Source organism: Micromonospora carbonacea (genome assembly GCF_014205165.1).
GTDB classification, from domain to species: Bacteria; Actinomycetota; Actinomycetes; order Mycobacteriales; family Micromonosporaceae; genus Micromonospora; species Micromonospora carbonacea.
In genome coordinates this window covers 5,079,184-5,101,913 of the sequence record NZ_JACHMZ010000001.1, presented here as the reverse complement: position 1 = coordinate 5,101,913, position 22,730 = coordinate 5,079,184, and the positions used below count along the sequence as shown (strand labels likewise).

General features: G+C 74.7%; 21 protein-coding genes. 15 read left to right on the top strand and 6 right to left on the bottom strand.

The window, feature by feature from the left end:
* Positions 1-17 precede the first annotated feature (17 nt).
* The 3 genes from HDA31_RS21215 to HDA31_RS21205 all read left to right on the top strand — a co-directional run bounded on the left by HDA31_RS21215 (position 18) and on the right by HDA31_RS21205 (position 2,684).
* Positions 18-425: a hypothetical protein gene (locus tag HDA31_RS21215; RefSeq protein WP_043962414.1), complete on the top strand. Its 408-nt coding sequence runs from the start codon at positions 18-20 to the stop codon at positions 423-425.
* Positions 425-634 carry a DUF6186 family protein gene (locus HDA31_RS21210; protein ID WP_176734820.1) on the top strand — a complete coding sequence of 70 codons (210 nt, stop codon included), beginning with the start codon at positions 425-427 and terminating at the stop codon, positions 632-634. The genes HDA31_RS21215 and HDA31_RS21210 overlap by 1 nt, the downstream gene beginning before the upstream one ends.
* Positions 635-1,349: 715 nt before the next feature.
* Positions 1,350-2,684: an MATE family efflux transporter gene (locus HDA31_RS21205; RefSeq protein ID WP_178063857.1), complete on the top strand. Its 1,335-nt coding sequence runs from the start codon at positions 1,350-1,352 to the stop codon at positions 2,682-2,684.
* Between the two features lie 71 nt (positions 2,685-2,755).
* Here the strand turns inward: HDA31_RS21205 and HDA31_RS21200 are convergent, their stop codons facing one another.
* A complete protein-coding gene (locus tag HDA31_RS21200) occupies positions 2,756-3,760 on the bottom strand; it encodes a hypothetical protein (protein ID WP_178063858.1) in 1,005 nt (334 codons plus the stop codon).
* 101 nt (positions 3,761-3,861) lie between these two features.
* Positions 3,862-4,194, bottom strand: a complete 333-nt coding sequence (locus HDA31_RS21195) for a hypothetical protein (RefSeq protein ID WP_246384488.1) — start codon at positions 4,192-4,194, stop codon at positions 3,862-3,864.
* A 90-nt stretch (positions 4,195-4,284) separates the two neighbouring features.
* On the opposite strand from HDA31_RS21195, the gene truB reads away from it, so the two are divergent.
* The 7 genes from truB to HDA31_RS21160 all read left to right on the top strand — a co-directional run bounded on the left by truB (position 4,285) and on the right by HDA31_RS21160 (position 12,572).
* On the top strand, positions 4,285-5,169 hold the full coding sequence (gene truB, locus HDA31_RS21190; RefSeq protein ID WP_178063859.1) for a tRNA pseudouridine(55) synthase TruB: 885 nt from the start codon (positions 4,285-4,287) through the stop codon (positions 5,167-5,169).
* A gap of 81 nt (positions 5,170-5,250) precedes the next feature.
* Positions 5,251-6,186 carry a bifunctional riboflavin kinase/FAD synthetase gene (locus HDA31_RS21185; protein ID WP_178063860.1) on the top strand — a complete coding sequence of 312 codons (936 nt, stop codon included), beginning with the start codon at positions 5,251-5,253 and terminating at the stop codon, positions 6,184-6,186.
* 375 nt (positions 6,187-6,561) lie between these two features.
* Positions 6,562-6,831, top strand: a complete 270-nt coding sequence (gene rpsO, locus HDA31_RS21180) for a 30S ribosomal protein S15 (protein ID WP_043962418.1) — start codon at positions 6,562-6,564, stop codon at positions 6,829-6,831.
* Positions 6,832-7,228: 397 nt separating this feature from the next.
* Positions 7,229-9,610, top strand: a complete 2,382-nt coding sequence (locus HDA31_RS21175) for a polyribonucleotide nucleotidyltransferase (RefSeq protein ID WP_178063861.1) — start codon at positions 7,229-7,231, stop codon at positions 9,608-9,610.
* A gap of 129 nt (positions 9,611-9,739) precedes the next feature.
* Positions 9,740-11,110 (top strand): M16 family metallopeptidase, encoded by a 1,371-nt coding sequence (locus HDA31_RS21170; RefSeq protein ID WP_178063862.1) that lies wholly within the window; start codon positions 9,740-9,742, stop codon positions 11,108-11,110.
* A 96-nt stretch (positions 11,111-11,206) separates the two neighbouring features.
* Positions 11,207-11,974 (top strand): 4-hydroxy-tetrahydrodipicolinate reductase, encoded by a 768-nt coding sequence (dapB, locus tag HDA31_RS21165; protein WP_178063863.1) that lies wholly within the window; start codon positions 11,207-11,209, stop codon positions 11,972-11,974.
* Between the two features lie 115 nt (positions 11,975-12,089).
* Positions 12,090-12,572, top strand: coding sequence for a GNAT family N-acetyltransferase (locus tag HDA31_RS21160; RefSeq protein WP_178063864.1), 483 nt, complete (start codon positions 12,090-12,092; stop codon positions 12,570-12,572).
* Here the strand turns inward: HDA31_RS21160 and HDA31_RS21155 are convergent.
* Positions 12,553-14,667 (bottom strand): amylo-alpha-1,6-glucosidase, encoded by a 2,115-nt coding sequence (locus HDA31_RS21155; protein ID WP_219825014.1) that lies wholly within the window; start codon positions 14,665-14,667, stop codon positions 12,553-12,555. The two genes, HDA31_RS21160 and HDA31_RS21155, sit on opposite strands and share 20 nt — an antisense overlap.
* A gap of 121 nt (positions 14,668-14,788) precedes the next feature.
* On the opposite strand from HDA31_RS21155, the gene HDA31_RS21150 reads away from it, so the two are divergent.
* The 4 genes from HDA31_RS21150 to HDA31_RS21135 all read left to right on the top strand — a co-directional run bounded on the left by HDA31_RS21150 (position 14,789) and on the right by HDA31_RS21135 (position 19,143).
* The gene (locus tag HDA31_RS21150; protein WP_178063865.1) at positions 14,789-15,817 is read left to right on the top strand and encodes a LacI family DNA-binding transcriptional regulator; all 1,029 of its coding nucleotides are present in this window, start codon (positions 14,789-14,791) and stop codon (positions 15,815-15,817) included.
* Positions 15,818-15,842: 25 nt separating this feature from the next.
* Positions 15,843-17,087, top strand: coding sequence for a sugar ABC transporter substrate-binding protein (locus HDA31_RS21145; RefSeq protein ID WP_178063866.1), 1,245 nt, complete (start codon positions 15,843-15,845; stop codon positions 17,085-17,087).
* 72 nt (positions 17,088-17,159) lie between these two features.
* The gene (locus HDA31_RS21140) at positions 17,160-18,239 is read left to right on the top strand and encodes a carbohydrate ABC transporter permease (RefSeq protein ID WP_178063867.1); all 1,080 of its coding nucleotides are present in this window, start codon (positions 17,160-17,162) and stop codon (positions 18,237-18,239) included.
* A 1-nt stretch (position 18,240) separates the two neighbouring features.
* Positions 18,241-19,143: a carbohydrate ABC transporter permease gene (locus tag HDA31_RS21135; protein ID WP_178063868.1), complete on the top strand. Its 903-nt coding sequence runs from the start codon at positions 18,241-18,243 to the stop codon at positions 19,141-19,143.
* An 18-nt stretch (positions 19,144-19,161) separates the two neighbouring features.
* On the opposite strand, the gene HDA31_RS21130 is transcribed toward HDA31_RS21135, so the two are convergent.
* Positions 19,162-20,235 (bottom strand): sigma-70 family RNA polymerase sigma factor, encoded by a 1,074-nt coding sequence (locus tag HDA31_RS21130; RefSeq protein WP_246384490.1) that lies wholly within the window; start codon positions 20,233-20,235, stop codon positions 19,162-19,164.
* A gap of 84 nt (positions 20,236-20,319) precedes the next feature.
* Positions 20,320-20,913 (bottom strand): GNAT family N-acetyltransferase, encoded by a 594-nt coding sequence (locus tag HDA31_RS21125; RefSeq protein WP_074473897.1) that lies wholly within the window; start codon positions 20,911-20,913, stop codon positions 20,320-20,322.
* A 35-nt stretch (positions 20,914-20,948) separates the two neighbouring features.
* On the opposite strand from HDA31_RS21125, the gene HDA31_RS21120 reads away from it, so the two are divergent.
* Entirely contained in the window at positions 20,949-22,193 is a 1,245-nt protein-coding gene (locus HDA31_RS21120) for a glycosyltransferase family 87 protein (protein ID WP_178063869.1), read from the top strand.
* On the opposite strand, the gene HDA31_RS21115 is transcribed toward HDA31_RS21120, so the two are convergent.
* The gene (locus HDA31_RS21115) at positions 22,115-22,666 is read right to left on the bottom strand and encodes a GNAT family N-acetyltransferase (RefSeq protein WP_178063870.1); all 552 of its coding nucleotides are present in this window, start codon (positions 22,664-22,666) and stop codon (positions 22,115-22,117) included. The two genes, HDA31_RS21120 and HDA31_RS21115, sit on opposite strands and share 79 nt — an antisense overlap.
* Between the last annotated feature and the right edge of the window lie 64 nt (positions 22,667-22,730).

Sequence of the window (22,730 nt, the reverse complement as noted above, 5' to 3'; positions counted from 1 at the left end):
GCGGGGAGAATCGGGGGATGGAGCACCCGAGCGAGCTCTCCGTCGCGGAGACCCGGGCGTGGGAGCGCCCCGTGGTCACCGTGCCGGTGCTGGTCTGTCTCTCCCTGGTCGGCGGGCAACTGCCCTCGTTCTCCGCCTCGGCGAACCTCTACACCCTCGGCACCGGGGGAGCGTTGATCTGGCTGGGCCTGGGCAACCGGGTGCCGCGCCGGCCGGCGCCGCGCAGACTCGGCGCGGGGGCGGTCTGGTGGGTGTTGCCGGTGGCCGTGTTCGGCGTCTTCGAGGGGGTCACCTTCGTGCTGGCCGTCGGCGACGAGTTCCCCACCTTCTCCCGGCTGGCCGACCCCCTGCTGGAGGACGAGCTGGTCCGCTCCGCGGCCTGGTTCGCCTGGCTGGCCGCCTTCTGGGGGCTGGTGCGGCGATGATGCGGGCCCTCGCCATCGGCGGCTTCCTCACCGCCCTGACGCTCTTCGCCGCCGTCGAGTGGGCGGCCCGCCGCCCCGGCTCGCGCATCCCGTCGCTGGCCGATGTCTGCGCCTACGTCATGCGCTACGAGGTGGGCCCGGTCCCCGTCGGCCGGATCGGCCTGTTCGGCTTCTGGTGGTGGCTCGGCTGGCACTTCCTCGCCCGCTGAGTGGCGTCGGTGGCGAGGGCGTCGTGACCGGCGCGAACGCCTCGCCGACGTGTCGCGGACCACTCCCATGTGTCCAAATGGCGGGAACAGTGGGCAGCATGTGGACCTGAACGATAACTTGGGAATCGATCGGCGCCGTGGCTGCGGCGCTGGTCCGCAGGCGGTGGCGTCGCACCCGACGCCGCCTCCCCCCAGGGTCGGACCGACCCGGGCGCACGCGTCCAGACCGGCCGCTCCGGTGATCCCGGGCCGCCGACGGGCGTCCAGCACGACCGGCCGTCGGGCCACCGTGTCCCCCGTGACCCGCATCCCTGGAGGGAATCGCCATGCCCAGCAAGCCCAAGACCGAGAACACCGACGAGGCGCGCGAGCAGGCCCGCCGCGCGCTCCAGACGTCGATGGACACCCGTCAGTGACCCACGCCGACAGGCGCTGATGCCGCCGGGGTCGCGCGCCGCCGGCGGTCCCGCCCGCCCGGTCCCGCCCGCCCGGTCCGCCCGCTGAGCCCTCGCCCACGCCGTGCCCGCGCCACCTCGAAGATCGCGCTCGATGCCGGAAAGAGTGGTGTCCGCCCGATGACCCGATGTCGAGACCACTCTTTCCCTGTTCGAGTGCAATCGTCCCGGTGATCACTCCGCCGAAGCCGGGCGCGAGCTTCGAGTAAGGGACCGTCGTTCTTGCAGCCCTTACCTGGGCCATGTCAGGATCGGCGTCGATGACTCAACCCGTCCCTGCCCCCGCCCCGTCCGCCGGCGCGTCGCCGCGCCGGATCGCCGCGCTCGCCCTGCCCGCGCTCGTGGTGCTCGCCGCCGAGCCGCTCTACGTGCTGGTCGACACGGCGGTCATCGGCCACCTGGGCCGGGTGCCGCTGGCCGCGCTCGCCGTCTCCGGCACCGTGCTGACCCTGATCGCCTGGCTCGGCACCGTCCTGGCGTACGGGATCACCGGGCGGGCCGCCCGCCGCTTCGGCGCCGGGGACCGCGCCGGCGCCGTCGCCGAGGGGGTCCAGGCGTCCTGGCTCGCGTTCGGCGCCGGGGTGCTGGTCGCGGCCGGCATGCAGCTCGGCGCGGGCCCGCTGGCCGAGGCGCTCGCCGGCCCCGGAGAGGTCGCCGACGCGGCGGCGCGGTGGCTGCGGGTCGCCGCGCTCGGCGCGCCCGGCCTGCTGCTCGCCGCCGCGGGCAACGGCTGGCTGCGCGGCGTGCAGGACACCCGCCGGCCGCTGTGGTTCGTGCTCGGCCCCAACCTGCTCTCCGCCCTGCTCTGCGTCCTGCTGGTCTATCCGGTCGGCTGGGGGCTGACCGGCTCGGCGGTGGCCAACGCGGTGGCACAGACCGTCTCCGGCGTCCTGTTCGCCGCCGCCCTGGCCCGCGAGCGGGTGCCGCTGCGCCCCCGGCTGCGGGTGATCCGCCAGCAACTGCTGCTCAGCCGGGACCTGCTGGTGCGGGGCGTCGCCTTCCAGGCCAGCTTCCTGTCCGCCACCGCCGTGGCCGCCCGGTTCGGGGCGGCGGCTGTCGGCGGGCACCAGATCGCCGTACAACTGTGGTTCTTCACCGCCCTGGTGCTCGACGCCCTCGCGATCGCCGCGCAGGCGCTGATCGGTGCGGCGCTCGGGGCCGGCGACTCCGCCGGGGCGCGGGCCCTGGCCCGGCGGATGGCGCTGCTCGGCGCGGTCTGCGGGGTGGCGTTCGCGGCGCTCATCGCCGCCGGGGCCGGCATCGTGCCCGGCCTGTTCAGCTCCGACGCCCAGGTGCGCGGGCAGGCGATGGTCGCCTGGCCGTGGCTGGTGGCGTTGCAGCCGATCGGCGGCGTGGTGTTCGCCCTCGACGGGGTGCTGATCGGCGCGGGTGACGTCCGCTACCTGCGCAACCTCACGATCGTCGCCGCCCTCGGCGGTTTCCTGCCGGCGATCTGGCTGGCGTACGCGTTCGACCTCGGCCTCGGCGGCATCTGGGCCGGGCTGACGCTGTTCGTGCTGCTGCGGCTGGCGGCCCTGCTGCTGCGGCTGCGCTCCGGCGGCTGGGCGGTCGTCGGCGCCGTGCGGGGGATGTAAGGAAGGGCCCCCTGTTAACGCATTCGGTAGAGAAGGGCACCCTTCTCACACCCGCTTCGCGGCGGGGCGGGTCAGCAGGTGCCGGGAATGAGGGCGGCCCGTTCCGGGTCGAAGACCTCCGCCAGGGGCAGCCGGTTGGCCCGCCAGCCCTGCGACGGGTACTGCCCGGGATCGACGTCGAGCCTGCCCCGCCGGCTCAGCTTGTCGCACATGGCGTTCCAGTAGAACGCCTCGGCGGAAGCCAGCCACAGGCCTCGTGCCGTGGGCGCGACGTCGTCGGGGTGGGGGAAGTGCCAGGTGAGGGTGTCCCGGACGACCACCAGGTTCGCCTCGGGCGGGGCCTCGCCGGCCAGCCGTTCGAAGGCGTACACCCAGGAGAACCTCGTGGTGACCGACAGCATCCGGACCCCGCTGTCGTCCTCGGTGGCCGTGTAGGTGGCCTTCCCCGAGACCCGGATCTCGTCGACCAGGCGAAAGTCGTTGACGAGCCAGGTAACGAAGTGTCGCTGCCGCCCGTCGCCGAGGAACGGCTCGAGGCTCTTGCGGGAATCCTTCGCCAGCACGCCGAGGAACCGGTCGGGATTGCCGCCCAGCATGGTGTCGGCCAGGCGGCTCTCGACCAGTGCCCGCCGGGTCGTGTCGAGCGCCGTACGGACCTGCGCCTCGCTGAACGGGCCAGTGGCCCGCGCCGGGGGCAGCGCGATGCCCCGCTCCCCGACGGCGAAGCCGGCGGCAGGGGTGCCGGCGAAGTAGTCCTGCGGCCCGCTGGGCGAGGGTGCCGGCGTCGGCGCGGTGGCGGTGCGTACGCCCTCGGCGACGGTGCCCACGACGACCGCCGTCGCGCCGAGCAGGCCCGCCGCGCCTAGGGCGACGACGGCGACGAGGAGCTTGCCACGGTGCCGGCCCCAGGCCAGCCGCCGCCGCTCCGACCGGTCCAGCACCTGCTCCGTGCCCACCTGGCGCATCCAGTCCGGCAGCCGCACCTCCTCGTCGACCCGGGAGGCGGGCGACCGATCCGGCCCGGCGGCGCTCGGATCGTCGGTGGGCGCCGCGACGGGCGGCTGCGGGTCGGTCATCGCGCGGGATCCTGGTCTACGACGGGACGAAGGCGCATGATCTTCGCACCCGCCGCCCCGGCCGCGCAGCACGGTTTCGTCGGGCCGGCCGCGCGCCGGACTCACGGCTCCCCGGCCCGCATCCTCACGAACACGTACAGGGTGCCCGCGACGAGGATCGTGGCCACCCCGGCGACGACCACGAACGACGCGATCGCCGCGACGGCGGGGCGTCGCTCGCTGAACCGGCTCCGGTCCCGCCAACGCCACAGCGCCCGCCGGGCCTCCCGCAGCCTCGGCACGGCCTCCACCAGGCCGGAAAGGCGTCGGCCGAGGGTCGGCCGCGCGGGCGGGGGGTTGCGCATCCATTCGGGCAGGTCGACCCGGGCGCGATGCTCGGGCGAGGGCGAGGGCGAGGCGGGCGTGCCCGGCGACGGGCGCGGCGGTGTGCTCACGGGGCTCCTGGGGGACGAACGCTCAGGGGTACGCCGCATTGTGCCGTGCGGTGACGGCGGGCACGACCCCGTCTGGCAGGCTTGGCGGTCGTGAGCGCAGACGGTCTGATCGTGGTCGACAAGCCCGGCGGCATGACGTCGCACGACGTGGTGGCGCGGGTCCGTCGCCTGGCGCGCACCCGGCGGGTCGGGCACGGCGGCACCCTCGACCCGATGGCCACCGGCGTGCTGGTGATCGGGGTGGGCCGGGCCACCCGGCTGTTGACGTACGTCATCGGCGCCGGCAAGAGCTACACCGCCACCGTGCGGCTCGGGCAGGCCACCGTGACCGACGACGCCGAGGGGGACGTGATCGCCGTCACGCCGGCCGACGCCGTCGCCGACGAGGCGATCCGGGCGGCGTTCGCCGCGCTCACCGGCGACATCGACCAGGTGCCGAGCGCGGTGAGCGCCATCAAGATCAACGGCGAGCGGGCGTACAAGCGGGTGCGCGACGGCGAGAGCGTCGACCTGCCCGCCCGCCGGGTCACCGTCAGCCGCCTCGACGTGCTGGCCGTCCGCCGGGACACGCCCGGCGTGGTGGACGTGGACATCGACGTGACCTGCTCGTCCGGCACGTACATCCGGGCGCTGGCCCGGGACGCGGGCCTGGCGCTGGCGGTCGGCGGCCACCTCACCGCGCTGCGCCGCACGGCCGTCGGCGGCTTCGCCCTCGGCGAGGCCGCGACCCTCGACGAGCTGGAGCGGCGCGCCCCCGAGGTGGTCAACCTCCCCCTCGACGCGGCGGCCGACCGGTTCTTCCCGCGCCGGGAGGCCACCGCCGACGAGGCGAAGGTGCTCTCCCACGGCGGCCCGCTCGACCCGGTCGGGATCGCGGGGCCGTACGCCGTCTTCGGCCCCTCCGGCGCTCTGATCGCTATCGTCAGCGAGCGGGACGGTCGGGCGCGCGCGGAGATCGTGCTCGCCCCGGCGTGACGGCGGGACAGGCGACCGCCGGCCCGGCCGGCGGGGTACGACCGGCCGAGGCCGGCAGGGCAACGACAGGGGAGGAGCGTCATGCAGCGGTGGCGGGGGTACGACGCCACGCCCGACGGCTGGGGCAGTTCGGTCGTCACCATCGGCGTCTTCGACGGCGTGCACAGGGGCCACCAGGCGACGATCGGGCACACCGTGGCCCGCGCCCGCGAGCTGGGGGTGCGGTCGGTGGTGGTGACCTTCGACCCCCATCCGGCCGAGGTGGTCCGCCCCGGCTCGCACCCGGCGGTGCTCACCGAGCTGACCCGCAAGGCCGATCTGATCGAGGCGCTGGGCGTGGACGTGCTCTGCGTGGTGCCGTTCACGCCGGAGTTCTCCCGGCTGCCCGCCGACGCGTTCGTGCACGACATCCTGGTCGAGCACCTGCACGCCACCCTCGTGGTGGTGGGGCAGAACTTCCGGTTCGGGCACCGGGCGGCCGGCGACGTGGCGCTGCTGGAGGAGCTCGGCCGGACGTTCGGCTTCGCCGTCGAGGACGCGCCGCTGGTGGCGGAGGACGACACCGTCTTCTCGTCCACCTACATCCGGGCCCGGGTCGACGCCGGTGAGGTCGCCGCGGCGGCGGCCGTGCTCGGCCGTCCGCACCGGCTGGAGGGGGTCGTGGTCCTGGGCGACCAGCGCGGCCGGGAGCTGGGCTTCCCGACGGCGAACCTGCTCTGCCACCCGCACGCGGCGGTGCCCGCCGACGGCGTCTACGCCGGCTGGTTCCTGCGTAAGGAGGGCCGAGAGCGGCTGCCCGCCGCGATCTCGGTGGGCACCAACCCGACGTTCTCCGGCCGGGAGCGGCGGGTCGAGGCGCACGTGCTGGACTTCTCCGGCGACCTCTACGGCGAGCGGGTGGCCCTGGACTTCACCGAGCACGTGCGCGGCCAGGTGCGGTTCGACGGGGTGGAGCCGCTGATCGCCCAGATGAACGTCGACGTGGCGCGGATCCGCCGGATGCTGGGCATCCTCTGACCCGGCTGACCGGCTGACCGGCCGACTGGCCCGGCGGGCCGGACGGCTAGCGGCGTCGCCATGTCGGCGACATGGCGGTTTCCCGCCGCCGGGATACCCCCATGTCGCCGGCATGACGCGCCGGCAGCCGCCGGCATGACGCGCCGGCGGCCCGCGAGGCGCGCCGGCAGCCCGCCGGGCGAGGCGCGCCGGCGGCCCGTCGGGCCGGCCTTGGCGGGCGGTTCCGCCGGGGGCTGGTAGGCTGGCGAGGACGTCGGCTGACCGACGTGGGGCCTCGCGTGCCTGCACGACGCCGCGGGTGCGAGGAGCCGGCCCGTTTCCGGTCCCTGACCGATCCGACGGGCATCACCGAACAACCCACGAAACAGGGAGAACATGGCGCTCGACCAGGAAGCCAAGGCCAAGATCCGCGCGGAGTACGCGACCGCCGAGGGCGACACCGGCTCGCCGGAGGTGCAGGTCGCGGTCCTCACCAAGCGGATCGCCGAGCTCACCGAGCACCTGAAGGTGCACAAGCACGACCACCACAGCCGCCGCGGGCTGCTGCTGCTGGTCGGCCGTCGCCGTCGGCTGCTCAACTACGTCCAGAAGAAGGACATCAACCGCTACCGGTCGCTCATCGAGCGGCTCGGCCTGCGCCGATGACGTCACGGGGGAGCGGCCCGCGTGGGCCGCTCCCCCGTTCGGCGTCCACCTCCTGAACGCCCGTTCGGCGTCCGGGACCGGCGGAACAGGCCGCCGGGCCGGAAGGAACAGGGCCCGCAAGGGCCCGTAGGGAAGGCCCGGCAGAGCCGGAAGGAAGCCCGGAAGGGATCGCCTTCCGGCGACCGAGAAGGAACGGCCCTCGCAGTGTCGAGGGCACCAAGGAACAACAGGGGCCGCGCGACCACCCGACAGGGAGCCGGTCAGCGTACCGGTCTCCGGTAGTGGCCCCCGGGAGCCCCGGCAGTCGCCGGCACCCCGGGCGCTTCGATCGAAGACCGGCCGTCTGAGCAGCTCCCCGCGTCGCGGACCCCCCGATGCGAAGGAGCACCACCGCACCATGACCGAGCACAACCTCGGCACCGAGTCCCGCACCGCCGTGATCGATAACGGGTCCTTCGGCACCCGTGAGATCACCTTCTCCACCGGCCGGCTGGCCCGCCAGGCCGCCGGCTCCGTCGTCGCCCAGCTCGGCGAGACGGTCGTCCTGTCCGCCACCACCGCCGGCAAGCAGCCGAAGGAGCAGTTCGACTTCTTCCCGCTGACCGTCGACGTCGAGGAGCGGATGTACGCCGCGGGCCGGATCCCCGGCTCGTTCTTCCGCCGCGAGGGCCGGCCCAGCGAGGACGCGATCCTCACCTGCCGGCTGATCGACCGGCCGCTGCGCCCGTCGTTCGTCAAGGGCCTGCGCAACGAGGTCCAGGTCGTCGAGACCGTCCTCGCGCTCGACCCGCAGCACCCGTACGACGTGGTCGCGATCAACGCCGCGTCGATGTCGACCAAGCTCTCCGGCCTGCCGTTCTCCGGCCCGATCGGGGCGACCCGGGTCGCGCACGTGGACGGCCAGTGGGTGGCCTTCCCGACCCTGGAGGAGCTGGCCCGGGCCACCTTCGACATGGTCGTGGCCGGCCGCACCCTCGCCGACGGCGAGGTCGCGATCATGATGGTCGAGGCCGAGGCGACCCCGCACGCCGTGACCCTGATCGCGGGCGGCGCCACCGCGCCGACCGAGGAGGTCGTCGCCAGCGGCCTGGAGGCCGCCAAGCCGGCCATCCGCGAGCTGTGCCGCGCGCAGAGCGAGCTGGCCGAGGTGGCCGCCAAGCCGGTCGCCGAGTTCCCGGTCTTCCTCGACTACCAGCCCGACGTCTACGACGCGGTGGCCGACGTGGCCCGCGCCGAGGTGGCCGAGGCCCTCAAGATCGCCGGCAAGGCCGACCGCGAGGAGGCCCTGGACCGGATCAAGGCCAAGGTCGCCGAGGAGCTGGGCGCCCGCTTCGAGGGCCGGGAGAAGGAGCTGTCCGCCGCCTTCCGGTCGCTGACCAAGTCCGAGGTCCGCAACCGGGTGCTGCGCGAGCAGGTCCGGATCGACGGCCGGGGCCCGCGCGACATCCGCCCGCTGACCGCCGAGGTCGGCGTCCTGCCCCGCGTGCACGGCTCGGCGCTGTTCGAGCGCGGCGAGACCCAGATCCTGGGCGTGACCACCCTCAACATGCTGCGCATGGAGCAGATGGTGGACACCCTCTCGCCGGAGAACCGCAAGCGCTACATGCACAACTACAACTTCCCGCCGTACTCGACCGGTGAGACCGGCCGGGTCGGCTCGCCGAAGCGGCGCGAGATCGGCCACGGCGCGCTCGCCGAGCGGGCGCTGATCCCGGTGCTGCCCTCGCGCGAGGAGTTCCCGTACGCCATCCGGCAGGTCTCGGAGGCGCTCGGCTCCAACGGCTCCACCTCGATGGGCTCGGTCTGCGCCTCGACGCTGGGCCTGCTCTCGGCCGGTGTGCCGCTGAAGGCGCCGGTGGCCGGCATCGCCATGGGCCTCATCTCCGACGAGGTCGAGGGCAAGACGCGGTACGTGACGCTCACCGACATCCTCGGCGCCGAGGACGCGTTCGGCGACATGGACTTCAAGGTCGCCGGCACGCCGGAGTTCGTCACCGCCCTCCAGCTCGACACCAAGCTCGACGGCATCCCGTCGGACGTGCTGGCCGCCGCGCTCCAGCAGGCGTACGAGGCCCGGCAGACCATCCTCGACGTGATGCAGCGGGCCATCGAGGCTCCGGCCGAGATGTCGGAGTACGCGCCGCGGGTCACCACCGTGAAGATCCCGGTCGACAAGATCGGCATGGTGATCGGCCCGAAGGGGCAGACGATCAACGCCATCCAGGACGAGACCGGCGCCGAGATCTCCATCGAGGACGACGGCACCATCTACGTCGGCGCGACCAACGGCCCGTCGGCCCAGGCCGCCGTCGACCGGATCAACGGGATCGCCAACCCGACCCTGCCGAAGGCGGGGGAGCGGTTCCTCGGCACGGTGGTCAAGACCGCCGCGTTCGGCGCGTTCATCTCGCTGCTGCCGGGCCGCGACGGCCTGCTGCACATCTCCAAGGTGGGCGACGGCAAGCGAGTCGACAAGGTCGAGGACTTCCTCAACGTCGGCGACAAGGTCGAGGTGGAGATCGCGGACATCGACGCCCGCGGCAAGATCTACCTGGACAAGGTCCGCCCGGAGGGCGCCGAGGCGCCGGCCGCCACCGGCGAGGTCGCCGGCGACGAGCGCCCGGCCGGCCGGGGCGGCGACCGGGGTCCGCGTGACCGCGGGGACCGCGAGCGCGGCGACCGGGGCGGTCGTGGCCCGGGCGGCGGCGAGCGCGGCCAGGGCGGCGGCGAGGGTGGCGAGGGCGGCGAGCGTCCGCGCCGCCGGACCCGGCACAGCTGACGTTCCCACCACCGCCGGCCGCCCGCCCCGGGCGGCCGGCGGCACCGCACCACCCACCCCTCGTCGAACTGAGAGCAGGTTTCCGTGAGCCGGGCCCAGCGCGCGTCTTTCCCTGCGGGTCGACGGGGGGTGGCCCCGTCCGGGGCCGTCCGGCACGCCGCCGGGGGGCAGCCCGGGCGGGCCGGCGGGTCGGCCCGCGCGGTCACCCGGACGCTGAGCGACGACCCGCTGGGCGGGACGGTGCGCCGTACCGTGCTGCCCAGCGGGCTGCGCGTGCTCACCGAGGCGATCCCCGCGATGCGCAGCGTGTCGTTCGGCATCTGGGTGTCCGTCGGCTCCCGCGACGAGACCGGCCCCCAGGCCGGTGCCGCGCACTTCCTGGAGCACCTGCTCTTCAAGGGCACCCACAAGCGCACCGCCCTGGAGATCTCCGCCGAGATCGAGGCGGTGGGCGGCGAGACGAACGCCTTCACCACGAAGGAATACACCTGCTACTACGCCCGCGTGCTGGACGAGGACCTGCCGCTGGCCATCGACGTCATGTGCGACGCGGTCGCCGACTCGCTGCTGGAGCCGGCCGACGTGGAGACCGAGCGCGGCGTCATCCTCGAAGAGATCGCCATGCACGACGACGAGCCCGGCGACGAGGTGCACGACCTGTTCACCCGCGTCGTCTACGGCGACCATCCCCTCGGCCGGCTGATCTCCGGCACGGAGGAGACGGTCACCCCGATGACCCGCCGGCAGATCCAGGACTTCTACCGCCGCCACTACACCGCGCCGCAGATCGTGGTCGCCGCCGCCGGCAACCTCGACCACGCCGTCGTGGTCCGGCTGGTCCGCGAGGCGCTCGCCGGCACCCCGCTGGACACCGACCCGGCCGCGCCGGCCCCGCACCGGCCGGCCACCCCGGTCGTACGCGTGCAGCCCGCGGCCACCCTGGTCGAGCCGAAGGAGACCGAGCAGGCGCACGTCGTCCTCGGCTGCCCCGGCATCGACCGCGTCGACGGGCGGCGCTTCGCCCTCGGGGTGCTCAACAACGTCCTCGGCGGCGGCATGTCCAGCCGCCTGTTCCAGGAGATCCGGGAGCGGCGCGGCCTGGCCTACTCGGTCTACTCCTATGCCAGCCAGTACGCCGACAGCGGCGTGTTCGCCGTGTACGCCGGGTGCGCCCCCGGCAAGGTCGACGAGGTGCTGGAGCTGACCCGCGCCGAGCTGCGCCGGGTGGCCGCCGACGGGCTGACGGAGGCCGAGGTGGCCCGGGGCAAGGGGATGAGCAAGGGCTCGTTCGTGCTGGGCCTGGAGGACACCGGCTCCCGGATGAGCCGGCTGGCCAAGGGCGAGCTGCTCTACGGCGACCTGATGCCGGTGGACGAGCTGCTGGCCCGCGTCGACGCGGTGACCGTGGCCGACGTGAACACCCTCGCCGCCGAGCTGCTGACCCAGCCGATGTCCCTGGCCGTCGTCGGGCCGTTCGGCGAGCGCGACTTCTCCGCCTGACCGAGAGCCCGGTCGTCGCGGCGGCGTCGGGGTCCGCCCGTGGGACGGCCGGCGACCGGCCCGGTGCGGCCGGTGCGGCTGGGATAGGTTGTGGCCGTGACTGACGAGCAGGGGAAGGGCCCGCAGGGGCCGATCCGGGTCGCCGTGCTGGGTGCCCGGGGCCGGATGGGCGTCGAGGTGTGCCGGGCCGTCGAGGCGGCCGCCGACCTGGAGCTGGTGGCGGCGATCGACCAGGGCGACGACCGGTCCGCCGCCGCCGGCGCCGAGGTTGCCGTCGACTTCACCACCCCCGACGTCGTGCTGGACAACCTGCGCTGGTGCGTCGAGGCGGGCGTGCACGCCGTGGTCGGCACCACCGGCTTCACCGGGCGGCGGCTCGACCAGGTGCGCGACTGGCTGGCCGCCCGGCCGGAGGTCGGCGTGGTGATCGCCCCCAACTTCGGCATCGGCGCGGTGCTGATGATGCAGTTCGCGGAGCGGGCGGCCCGCCACTTCGAGTCCGTCGAGATCATCGAGCAGCACCACCCGCGCAAGCTGGACGCTCCCAGCGGCACCGCCACCCACACCGCCCGCCGGATCGCGCAGGCCCGCGCCGAGGCCGGCCTGGGCCCGGCCCCGGACGCCACGAAGGACGAGGTGCCGGGGGCGCGGGGGGCCGACATCGACGGGGTACGCGTGCACGCCGTCCGCGCCACCGGCCTGGTCGCGCACCAGGAGGTGCTGTTCGGCACGGCCGGCGAGACGCTGACCATCCGGCACGACTCGTACGACCGGGCGTCGTTCATGCCGGGCGTGCTGCTGGCGGTGCGCGCGGTGCGTACCCGTCCGGGCCTGACCATCGGCCTGGACCCGCTGCTCGACTGACGGGCGGCGCGCCCCCCGGGCCGGCGCTGCGCGGGCGGGTCGATGCCGCCGGGGACGACCGGCCCCGGCGGGGAAAGCGGTCGCCGGCCGGCCCCGCCGCGCCTAGGCTGCCCCGGTGATCGACTCGAAGCTCCGCGATCGGGCCGGCCGGCACGTCACCCTGCGCCCGGTCGACGACGACAACTGGCGGGCCGTCGCCGACGTCGCGCCCCGCGACGACCAGCGCGCCTGGGTCTACCCGATGGCCGCCCGTTACCTGCTGACCAGCCTGCGCGGCGACGTGTGGACCTCGCTGGCCGTCTACGCCGACGACACCGTCGTCGGGCACGTCATGTGGGGCGTCGACGACGACGGCGCGCGCTGGATCGGCGGGATGGTCGTCGACGCCGCCGAGCAGGGCCGGGGGGTCGGGGCGGCCACGCTGGCGACCCTGGCGACGTGGCTGCGCGCCCAGCCCGGCTGCGCCGCCGTGCGCCTGTCGTACCACCCCGACAACCCGGCCGCGGCCACCCTCTATCCCCGCCTGGGCTTCGCCCTGACCGGCGAGCGGGAGGACGACGAGGTGGTCGCCGAGCTGGTCACCCCGCCGACCCCCTGACGCCCGCCTCGGCGGCGGCGCGGGGGGCGGGGACCGGGGTGGCGGTCAGGGCCGCCGGGAGGCGGTCGACGGTGGCCTCGCCGGCGGCGGTGACCGTGATGTCGACCCGGTCGCCCGCGACGCGCAGGTTGCGCGCGGCGAGGGCCCCGAGCCCCGGGCCGGCGAGCGGGGCCAGGCGCACCCGGCCGGCCGGCACGTCGGGGTAGAGCCCGACGCCGGCCTGGAGCAGCAGCACCGCCGACGCGGCGGACCACGCCTGCGGCCGGCACGCCGCCGGGTACGGCACGGGCCGCCCGAGCAGCTCCCGGTCGTCGCCGCCGTACAGCTCGGGCAGCCGGTGGTCGAACGCCTCGGCGGCGGCGAGCAGCCCGTCGGCCAGGCCGAGCGCCGCCGTGCGGTGGCCGGCGCGGGCCAGCCCGGCGAGCACGATCGCCGTGTCGTGGGTCCAGATCGAACCGCAGTGGTACGACAGCGGGCTGAACCCGGCGTCGCCGGTGGACATGGTGCGCAGCCCGAAGCCGCCGGCCAGGGCCTCGGTGGTGAGCAGCCGGGCCACCTGCGCCGACTCGTCGTCGGTGAGCAGCCCGGTGCCGAGCAGGTGGCCGATGTTGCTGGTCAGCGAGTCGACCGGGCGTTTGTCCCGGTCCAGCGCCAGCGCCGGCTGGGGGCCGTGCGGCCCGTCGACCCAGAAGGTGGCCCGGAACCGGTCGGCCAGCCGGGCCGCGTGTGCGCGCCACCGGTCCCCGCCGGGGCGGTCGAACGCGTCCAGCAGCGCCGCACCGGCGACCGCCGCCTCGTACGCGTATCCCTGCACCTCGGCCAGGACGATCGGTGCCTGCGCCTGCCGGCCGTCGTGGAACCGGACGGCGTCGCCGGAGTCCTTCCAGCCCTGGTTGGCCAGGCCGTGGCCGGTGGTGTCGACGTACTCGACGAGGCCGTCGCCGTCGGCGTCGGCGTGCTCGCCGAGCCAGGCCAGCGCGGCCTCCAGGTGCGGCAGGAGCGGCTGCACCTGCTCGGCCGGCAGCCCCCAGCGCCAGGCGTCGTGCAGCAGCGCGACCCAGAGCATGGTGGCGTCGACGGTGCCGTAGTACGCCGGCGGCAGCCGCAGCCCCGCGCCGGCGGCGAACTCGTGCCGGCGCAACTCGTGCAGGATCTTGCCCGGGGCCTCGCCGGTGGCCGGGTCGACCCGCGTGCCCTGCCGGCGGGCCAGCACCCGCAGCGTGCCGGCGGCCAGCTCGGTGCCCAGCGGCAGCAGCATCCGGGCCGCCCACAGGCTGTCGCGCCCGAAGAGGGTGAGGAACCAGGGCACCCCGGCGGCGAGGAAGACGTCGCCGGGGTGGGCGGGCTCGGCCAGGCGCAGGGCGTGCAGGTCGTCCAGGGAGCGGTCGAGCAGGCGCACCAGCCGCCGGTCGTCGGCGGTGACCTCGGGGCGGGCCCAGGTGGGTGCGGCGGGCGGGGCGGTCACCACGGCGCGGGGGTCGTCGACGGCGAGCCGCCAGCGCAGCGTGACCGCGCCGCGCGGGGGCAGCTCGACCGGCCAGCTCAGCCGGGGCGCGGTGGCCCGGTCGCCGGTGGCGTCGACGGTCGCGCCCTCGCCGGTGACGGTGACGGTGGTGCCGCCGCCGGACCAGGCGAGGCGGCCGGGGCCGTCGGCCCGTGCCGCCAGCGGGTCGGCGGCGTCGCCGGACTTGACCAGCTCGATCGGGGCGAGGTCGCAGCCGAGGTCGACGCTGACGGTGGCCCGTACCCCGGTGGCGGCGGTGGAGACGACGTGGATCTCCTCGGCGAGGCCGGCGGGTGCGAGGCGGCGGACCCGGTCGACCCGGACGGTCGGGTCGGGCCCGGGGTCGCCGAGCCACCGGGCGAGGCCGGCGAAGCGGGCGGCGTGCGGGCCGACGGGCCCCCGGGCCAGCGCCTCGGGCTCGCGGTCGTCGACGCGCAGCTCGGCCCGGGACAGCACGCGGGCGTCGGCGTGGAAGACGCCCTGCACGCCGGACGGGCGGACCTGTCCGGCCGCATCGCCCAGCGCGCTGGTCGGAGCGTGGACCAGCCCGACGAGGTCGTGCAGCAGGGGTTGCAGGCGGGGTGGGGTCACGGCGGGGCTCCAGTCTTGACAGATCGTCCGGGGCGGTGCAAGGTTCGAAACATTCCGGCAACTTGAACGATCTAATCCTGCCGGATCGGCATTTGATCGTTCAAGACCGCAAGGGGGATTCATGTCGCAGAAGGTGACCATCTCCACTGTGGCCGAGCATGCCCGGGTGAGCCGACAGACGGTGTCCAACGTGCTCAACGCGCCGCACATCGTCCGCGAGGAGACCCGCCGCCGGGTGCAGGAGGCGATCACCGAACTCGGCTACCGCGCCAACCAGGCCGCCCGGCAGATGCGCACGGGCCGGTCCCGGCTCATCGCCGTCCGCATCGAGCCGACCCGGGACGGGATCAACGGCTCCGTGCTCGACCGGTTCCTGCACGGGCTCACCGAGACCGCCGAGAGCGCCGGCTACCGGGTCATGCTCTACACCGCCACCGACGCCCACCAGGAGATCGACGCCTTCGACGACCTGCTCGGCGCGTACGACCTGGACGCGTTCGTGCTCACCGGCACCGAGCGCGGCGACCCCCGTACCGCGTGGCTGGCCGGGCGGGACGTGCCGTTCGTGACGTTCGGCCGCCCGTGGGACGCGCCCGACCCGCACCCCTGGGTCGACGTCGACAACGCCGCCGGGACGGCCCAGGCCACCCGCCACCTGCTGGCCACCGGCCACCGGCGGATCGGCTACATCGGCTGGCCGCTGCCCACCTCGGCGGTCGGCGGCGAGCGCCGCTCCGGCTGGCACGAGACGCTGCGCGAGGCCGGCGTCGACCCCGGCGGGCTGGACCGCGAGACCGTCGACGGCATCGCCGAGGGCGAACGGACGATGCGCGAGCTGCTCGCCGCGGCCGAGCCGCCGACCGCCGTCGTCTGCGCCAGCGACTCCCTCGCCCTCGGCGCCCTCCAGGCGGTGCGCGGCAGCGCCGCCTACGCCCCGCCCGCCGGCCCCCCGACGCCCGGCGGGCCCGTCGCCGTCGTCGGCTTCGACGACACCCCCGTCGCCGCCGCCGTCGGCCTCACCAGCGTCAGCCAGCCCCTTGGAGTGGCCGCCGCCCGCTGCGTCGACCTGCTCACCGGCGTGCTCGACGGGCAGCCCGTCAACTCCCCGGTGCTGCTCCAGCCCTCGCTGGTGCGACGCCAGACCGCGTGACCCCACCACCCCCCAGGAGAGTGAGATGACACCCCGATCCCTGCGCCGCGCGACAGTCGCCGGCGTCGCCGCCGTGGCGCTGCTCGGCTCCGCCGCCTGCGGCAGCGGCTTCGACGACTCCACCGACGCCGCCCAGTCCACCGGCCCGGCCAGCCTCCAGATCCTGATCGGGTCCTCCGGCGACGCCGAGACGAAGGCGGTCCAGGCCGCCGCCGCGACGTGGGCCGCCGGCTCCGGCAACAGCGCCACCGTCACCCCGGCGCAGGACCTCACCCAGCAGCTCGGCCAGGCCCTCGCCGGCGGCAGCCCGCCCGACGTCTTCTACGTCGACGCCAGCCGGTTCGCCGACTACGCCAGCGTCGGCGCGCTGGAGCCCTACGGCGACCGGATCAGCAGCCCGGACGACTTCTACCCCAGCCTGCGCACCACGTTCACGTACGACGGCAAGCTCTACTGCGCGCCCAAGGACTTCTCCACCCTCGCGCTCCAGATCAACACGGACCTGTGGGCGAAGGCCGGCCTGACCGGCGCCGACGTGCCGACCACCTGGGACCAGCTCACCGCCGCCGCCCGCAAGATCAAGGCCAGGGGCCTGGTCCCGCTCGCCCTCGGCGACACCCGGGACCGGATCGGCGCGTTCCTCGTGCAGAACGGCGGCTGGCTGGTCAGCCCCGACGGCAAGCAGGCCACCGCCGACACCCCGGAGAACCTGGCCGCCCTCCAGTACGTGCGGACGATGCTGGACGAGGGCCTGGCCCGGTACCCGAAGCAGCTCGACGCCGGCTGGTCCGGCGAGGCGTTCGGCAAGGGCAAGGCCGTCATGACCATCGAGGGCAACTGGATCAAGGGCGCCCTGCAGAACGACTTCCCCGACGTGAAGTACCGCGTCGTCGAGCTGCCCGCCGGCCCCAAGGGCAAGGGGACGCTCTCCTTCACCCAGTGCTGGGGCGTCGCCGCCAAGAGCCGGTACAAGGAGCAGGCGATCAGGTTCGTCGAGGCGATGACCGCCGGCGAGCAGCAGATGACGTTCGCCAAGGCGTTCGGCGTCATGCCGTCCCGGCAGTCCGTGCGCGACCAGTACACCGCCGCCTTCCCGGCCGACAAGCCGTTCGTCGACGGCGCGCAGTACGCCCAGGGCCCGGTGAACGCGCCGAAGATGGACAGCGTCCTCGGCGACCTCGACACCGGCCTGCAGGGGCTGGCCAACGGCGACCCGAAGGCCGTCCTCGCCCGCTTCGACGCCAACGCCAAGGCGGCGCTCGCCGGCTGAGGTGTAAGGAAGGGCCCCCTATTAACCGTATGCGTTAACAAGGGGCCCTTCCTTCCAGGAGGGAGGAGGGAAATGGGCAAGCGCGTCGCGCGCGGCGTCCGGAGCAACGAGAACCTCGCCGGGTGGCTCTTCGTCGCCCCGGTGGTCGTCATCCTCGGCCTGTTCCTGCTGCTGCCGATCCTGATGGCGCTCTGGGTGAGCCTCACCGACTGGAACGGCCAGGGCAGCCCGTTCACCGGTCGGGTCCCGTTCGTCGGGGCCGACAACTACACCCGGCTGTTCGCCGAGGAGGGGCTGGCCCGCCGCGACTTCATGACCAGCCTGCGCAACAACGCCTACTACGTGGCGATCGTGGTGCCGACCCAGACGGCGCTGGCCCTCGGGCTCGCCCTCGTCGTCAACAACCGGATGCTGCGGGGCCGGGGATTCTTCCGCACCGCGTTCTACTTCCCCTCGGTGACCAGCTCGGTGGCGATCAGCGTGGTCTTCCTGTTCCTGTTCGCCAACGCCGGCGCGGTCAACGCCCTGCTCGGCCTGCTCGGCATCCGGGGGCCGCAGTGGTTCGCCGACTCCCGGGGCGTGCTGCACCTGCTGCTCGGCGCGGTCGGGGTGGACGCGCCGCCGGCCGCGCTCGCCGCCGGCGGGCCGTTCGGGCTGAGCTGGTGGGACTGGCTGTCCGGGCCGAGCGTCGCCATGATCTCGATCATCACGCTGGTCGTCTGGACCACCTCCGGCACGTTCATGCTGATGTTCCTCGCCGCGCTCCAGAACGTCCCGGTGGCCCTCGACGAGGCCAGCACCCTCGACGGGGCCGGCCGCTGGCAGCGCTTCCGGCACGTCACCCTGCCGATGATCAAGCCGACCACGTTCCTCGTGCTCACCCTCGGCCTGATCGGCTCCTGGCAGGTCTTCGACCAGGTGTACGTGATGAGCCAGGGCGAGCCGGCCAAGACCACGCTCACCCCCGCGTACCTGTCGTACCGCACCGCGTTCCGGGACTTCGACTACGGCTCCGGCGCGGCCATCTCGTTCGTGCTGTTCCTGATCATCATCGCGCTCACCCTGCTCCAGCGCCGGCTGATGGCCGACCGGGAGCCGGCCGCGCCCCGCCGCGGCCGGTGGTGGCGTCGACGCGTACCGGAAGGGGGTTGAGATGGCCGTGCTCACCGACCGGCCGGCGGCACCCGCGCCGCCCGCCCGGCCGCGCCGCGCCCGCGACCGCGCGGCCCGCACGCTGGCGAGCCGCCTCGTCGGGTACGCGATCCTGGTCTTCTTCGCGCTGGTGTTCCTCTACCCGTTCGTCATCCAGATCGGCAACTCGCTCAAGACCGAGCCGGACGCGGCGGCCAACCCGCTCTCGCCCATCCCGGACCCACTGTCGCTGGCCGGCTTCGAACGGATCTTCGCGGGCACCGCCTTCCCGCTCTGGCTCGGCAACTCGCTGCTGGTCACCGTGCTGGTCACCCTCGGCCGAGTGTTCTTCGACTCGCTCGCCGGGTACGCCCTGGCCCGGCTGCGCTTCCGGGGCCGAGCCGGGCTCTTCGCCGCAGTCGTCGCGGTGCTGGCGGTGCCCGGCGTGGTGCTGCTGATCCCGAAGTTCCTCGTGCTTAACCAGCTCGGCATGTACGACAGCTACGCCGGCCTGGTGGTGCCGCTGCTCGCCGACGCGGCCGGCGTGTTCATCATGAAGCAGTTCTTCGAGTCGATCCCGGTCAGCGTGGAGGAGGCCGCCCGCATCGACGGGGCGAGCGTCTTCCGCACGTTCTGGTCGGTGGTGCTGCCGATGGCGAAGCCGGCGCTGATCACGCTGACCATCCTGTCGTTCCAGGGCTCCTGGAACGAGTTCCCGCACAGCCTGGTCGCGGTGCAGGACCCGGACCTGTTCACCCTGCCGCGCGGACTGGCCGACCTGGTCAGCGGCTCGCTGGGCAAGGGCACCCAGTATCCGCTCAAGCTCGGCGCGGCGCTGCTGGCCACCATCCCGGTGGCGGTGCTGTTCGTGATCTTCCAGCGGTATTTCGTGCGGGACGCCAACGACGGCGCGGACAAGGGCTGACCGGGCCGCCGGGCCGGCTCAGGGCAGCCGGTCCGGCAACCCGAACAGGCCGAACAGGGCCGGGTCGAGGAAGTAGTTGAGCCGGGCGACCCGGCCGCCCCAGCAGCCGAGGAGCTGGATCGAGAACGGCCGGTGCCCGCCCGCCGGATCCCGCCGGTACTGCGCGAACCCCGGGCTGCCGTTGACCGCCACCGGGACCAGCCGGGACCCCGCGCAACCGGCGCCCGGGCCCGTCATCCAGCGCCCGATGTCGCCCGCGCCCCGCAGCCAGAGCCGGTAGGGCGGCATGGTCTGCACGGCGTCGGCCCGCAGCAGCGCGACCAGCGTGTCGATGTCGTAGCGCTCGAAGGCGCGCACGTAGCGGTCGAGCAGCTCGCGGTGCCCGCTGTCGAGGGCGGCGGCCGGCGGGTCGGCGTCGACGCACCGGGCGGCCAGCGTCGCGCGGGCCCGCTGCAACGCGCTGTTGACCGCCGCCACACTGGTGTCGAGCAGGCCGGCGACCTCGTCGGCCCGCCAGCGCAGCACGTCGCGCAGGAGCAGCACGGCCCGCTGCCGGGGCGGCAGGTGCTGCAACGCGGCGACGAAGGCCAGCCGCACCGACTCCCGGGCGACCGCCACCTCGGCCGGGTCCCCGCCGGTGGGCAGCACCCGGGCGTCGGGGGCCGGCCCGACCCACTCCCCGGCGGGCCGGGGCTCGCCCAGCGCCGCCAGCACCGGCGCCGACGGGCCGGTGAGGTCGGTCGGGACCGCCCGGCGGGACCGCCCGCGCAGCAGGTCCAGGCAGACGTTGGTGGCGATCCGGTAGACCCAGGTGCGCACGCTGGACCGGCCGTCGAAGCCGGCCAGCCCCCGCCAGGCGCGCAGCAGCGTCTCCTGGACGGCGTCCTCCGCGTCGAAGGCCGAGCCGAGCATCCGGTAGCAGTAGCCGGTGAGCTCCACCCGGTGCTCCTCCAGTTGCCGCTCCGACGGCGGGTGCCGCTCGGGCGGCGGGCGCTCCTGCGGCCCGGCCGGGGCCGGGGCCTGCGCGGGGGCCAGGGCCTGCGCGGGGGCCTGGGCCGGCGTCACGCGGGCACGACTCGTCGACACGCTCATCCCGCCACCGTAGGCGGCACCACCGACATTCCCGGCAACCCCGACGCGCCGGCAGGCCGGCCCCGGCCGGCGGAGCCCGCCCGGTCAGCCGGCGGCGTCGTCCTCCGCCGCGCCCTCGGCCGGCACCGCCACGTGCAGCCGGAGCTGGTTGACCAGCATGTCGTCCACGTCGAGGGCCCGGGCCGCGCCGTCGGGCTCCCAGCCCGCGCCGGTGAGGAACTTCCGGGTCGCCGCGTCGGCGTCGAACGCCCACGCCACCGCCCGCCCGAAGCCGTCGGAGCGCCACAGGTCCACGCTCGCGGCGAGCAGCCGGCTGCCGTGCCCGCGCCGGCCCCAGCGCGGCTCGACCAGCAGGTCCGTCACCGCCACCACGCCGGACCCGAGCGCCTCGGCCGGCTCGTTCGGGGCGAGGGACTCGGCGTCGGCCGGCCCGGACGCGGCAAATCCCACCAGATACGATTGTTCGGCCTGTTCGACGGCGACGAGCACCCGGTGCGCGCCCGAGGGCGGCTCCTGCACCGCCGCGCTCCACCGCCTGGCGAGATACTCCTCGTCCAGGTTGTCGAGCACGTGCCGGGGCAGGATCCGGCGATACGCGACCCGCCAGGTCGCGAGCTGGATGCGTGCGATCTCGCCGGCGTCTTCCGGACGCGCCGGGCGGACGTACCCGAGAGCCATGGGACGGAAGCCTACGCAGGGCGAGGGAGGCCACGGTGGCGCAGGGTGCCAAACGGACGATCGGGCAGGTCGCCGCGGTGGTCGGGCTCGCCCTCGCGGTGACCGCGTTCCTGTCCGTGGCGGCCGTGCGGCACGGCTTCTTCGACCTGAAGGTCTACTACGGCGCGCTCCACTTCTGGGTGCACGACGGCGGGGAGATCTACGACTTCCTCAAGCCCGGCACCCAGTACGGCTTCACCTACCCGCCCTTCGCCGCCCTGGTCATGCTGCCGATGGCCCTGCTGCCGTGGCCCGCCGCGATCGCGGTGAGCGTCGCCGCGTCGGTCGTGGTCAGCGCCGTGCTGATCTGGTGGCTGCTCGCCCCGGTCGCCCGCCGCTGCGGCTGGACCGGCTGGTTCGCCCTCGCCGTGGCGCTCTGCCTGGCCGCGGCGTTCGAGCCGATGCGCGAGACGGTCAACTTCGGCCAGGTCAACATGCTGCTGCTGTTCCTCGTCGCGGTGGACCTGCTGCGGCTGCTGCCGGCGGGCAACCGCTGGGCGGGAGTGGGCATCGGGCTGGCCACCGCGATCAAGCTGACCCCGGGGATCTTCCTCGTCTACCTGCTGGTCACCGGCCGCTGGCGGGCCGCCCTGACCGCCGCCGGCACGGCCGCCGGGGCGACCCTGGTCGCCGCCGCGCTGTTCCCCGACGCGTCCCGCGAGTTCTGGACCTCCGCGCTGTGGAACACCGGCCGCGTCGGCGAGCTGGCGTTCGTGTCGAACCAGTCGTTGCAGGGCGTGGTCGCCCGGCTCAACCCCGAACACCCCAGCACCGTGGCCTGGCTGGCGCTGGTGCTCGCCACCCTCGCCGCCTGGGCGTGGCGCTCGCGGGCCGCCGCCCGGGCCGGCGACGAGGCCACCGGCCTGGCCCTGACCGGCGCGCTGATGTGCCTGGTCAGCCCCGTGACCTGGGTGCACCACCTGGTCTGGCTGCTGCCGGGGCTGATCCTGCTGGTCGACAACGGCACGGCGGCGCCCGCGCGCAGCCGCCGGCGCCGCGTCCTGCTGGCCGCCGCGATCATCGGGTACGCCCTGCTGTGCAGCCGGATCGTCTGGGCCTGGGAGAAGGACTTCACCGGCGTCGACGGGTTCCTCGGCAGCAACACCTACGTCTGGATCAGCCTCGCGCTGTTGCTGTTCCTGCCCGTGCGCCGCCCGGCGGATCAGCCGTCGAGCAGCCCCGCGTACCTCAGCTCGACCAGCCCCAGCGGGGGCGCCCCGCCGGCCAGCGGCACCGGGTAGGTGGTCGACTCGCCGTCGGGCGACAGCCCGGCCCGCTCGTAGAAGCGCCGGGCCCGCCGGTTGTCCCGCAACACCCACAGCCGGTACGCCGTCCAGCCCCGCCCGGCCAGCCGCTGCTTCGCCGCCGCCAGCAGCCGCCCGGCCGTTCCGTCGCCCCAGTGCGCCCGGTCGACGTACATGGTGAGCACCTCGCCGAGCGTGTGGTCGAGGTCGGCCCGGTCCTGGTTGTTGCGGTACGGGCCGAACGTGGTGAACCCGATCACCGCGCCGTCGCGCTCGGCGAGCAGGGTGGTGAACGGGTGCTCCGGGTCGGCCGTGCCCAGGTCCCGGCGGCGCTGCGCCCAGGCCGCCACGTTGAGCCGCGCCAGCACCTCCGGCGGCATGAGGCCGGCGTAGCCGTGCTGCCAGCCGTGCACGTGCACCCGGGCCACCGCCTCGGCGTCGTCCGGCTCCTCGGGGCGGATGATCAGCATGCGTCCGTTCTATGCCCCGCCGGGCGTGAGGTCCAGCCAGCCGCACCGGTGTCGTACCCCTGGA

Coding starts and splice junctions, on each gene's coding strand:
- HDA31_RS21215 (WP_043962414.1), top strand. CDS start 18: ATGGAGCACCCGAGCGAGCTCTCCGTCGCGGAGACCCGGGCGTGGGAG.
- HDA31_RS21210 (WP_176734820.1), top strand. CDS start 425: ATGCGGGCCCTCGCCATCGGCGGCTTCCTCACCGCCCTGACGCTCTTC.
- HDA31_RS21205 (WP_178063857.1), top strand. CDS start 1,350: ATGACTCAACCCGTCCCTGCCCCCGCCCCGTCCGCCGGCGCGTCGCCG.
- HDA31_RS21200 (WP_178063858.1), bottom strand. CDS start 3,760: ATGACCGACCCGCAGCCGCCCGTCGCGGCGCCCACCGACGATCCGAGC.
- HDA31_RS21185 (WP_178063860.1), top strand. CDS start 5,251: ATGCAGCGGTGGCGGGGGTACGACGCCACGCCCGACGGCTGGGGCAGT.
- rpsO (WP_043962418.1), top strand. CDS start 6,562: ATGGCGCTCGACCAGGAAGCCAAGGCCAAGATCCGCGCGGAGTACGCG.
- HDA31_RS21175 (WP_178063861.1), top strand. CDS start 7,229: ATGACCGAGCACAACCTCGGCACCGAGTCCCGCACCGCCGTGATCGAT.
- HDA31_RS21150 (WP_178063865.1), top strand. CDS start 14,789: ATGTCGCAGAAGGTGACCATCTCCACTGTGGCCGAGCATGCCCGGGTG.
- HDA31_RS21145 (WP_178063866.1), top strand. CDS start 15,843: ATGACACCCCGATCCCTGCGCCGCGCGACAGTCGCCGGCGTCGCCGCC.
- HDA31_RS21140 (WP_178063867.1), top strand. CDS start 17,160: ATGGGCAAGCGCGTCGCGCGCGGCGTCCGGAGCAACGAGAACCTCGCC.
- HDA31_RS21135 (WP_178063868.1), top strand. CDS start 18,241: ATGGCCGTGCTCACCGACCGGCCGGCGGCACCCGCGCCGCCCGCCCGG.
- HDA31_RS21130 (WP_246384490.1), bottom strand. CDS start 20,235: ATGAGCGTGTCGACGAGTCGTGCCCGCGTGACGCCGGCCCAGGCCCCC.
- HDA31_RS21125 (WP_074473897.1), bottom strand. CDS start 20,913: ATGGCTCTCGGGTACGTCCGCCCGGCGCGTCCGGAAGACGCCGGCGAG.
- HDA31_RS21115 (WP_178063870.1), bottom strand. CDS start 22,666: ATGCTGATCATCCGCCCCGAGGAGCCGGACGACGCCGAGGCGGTGGCC.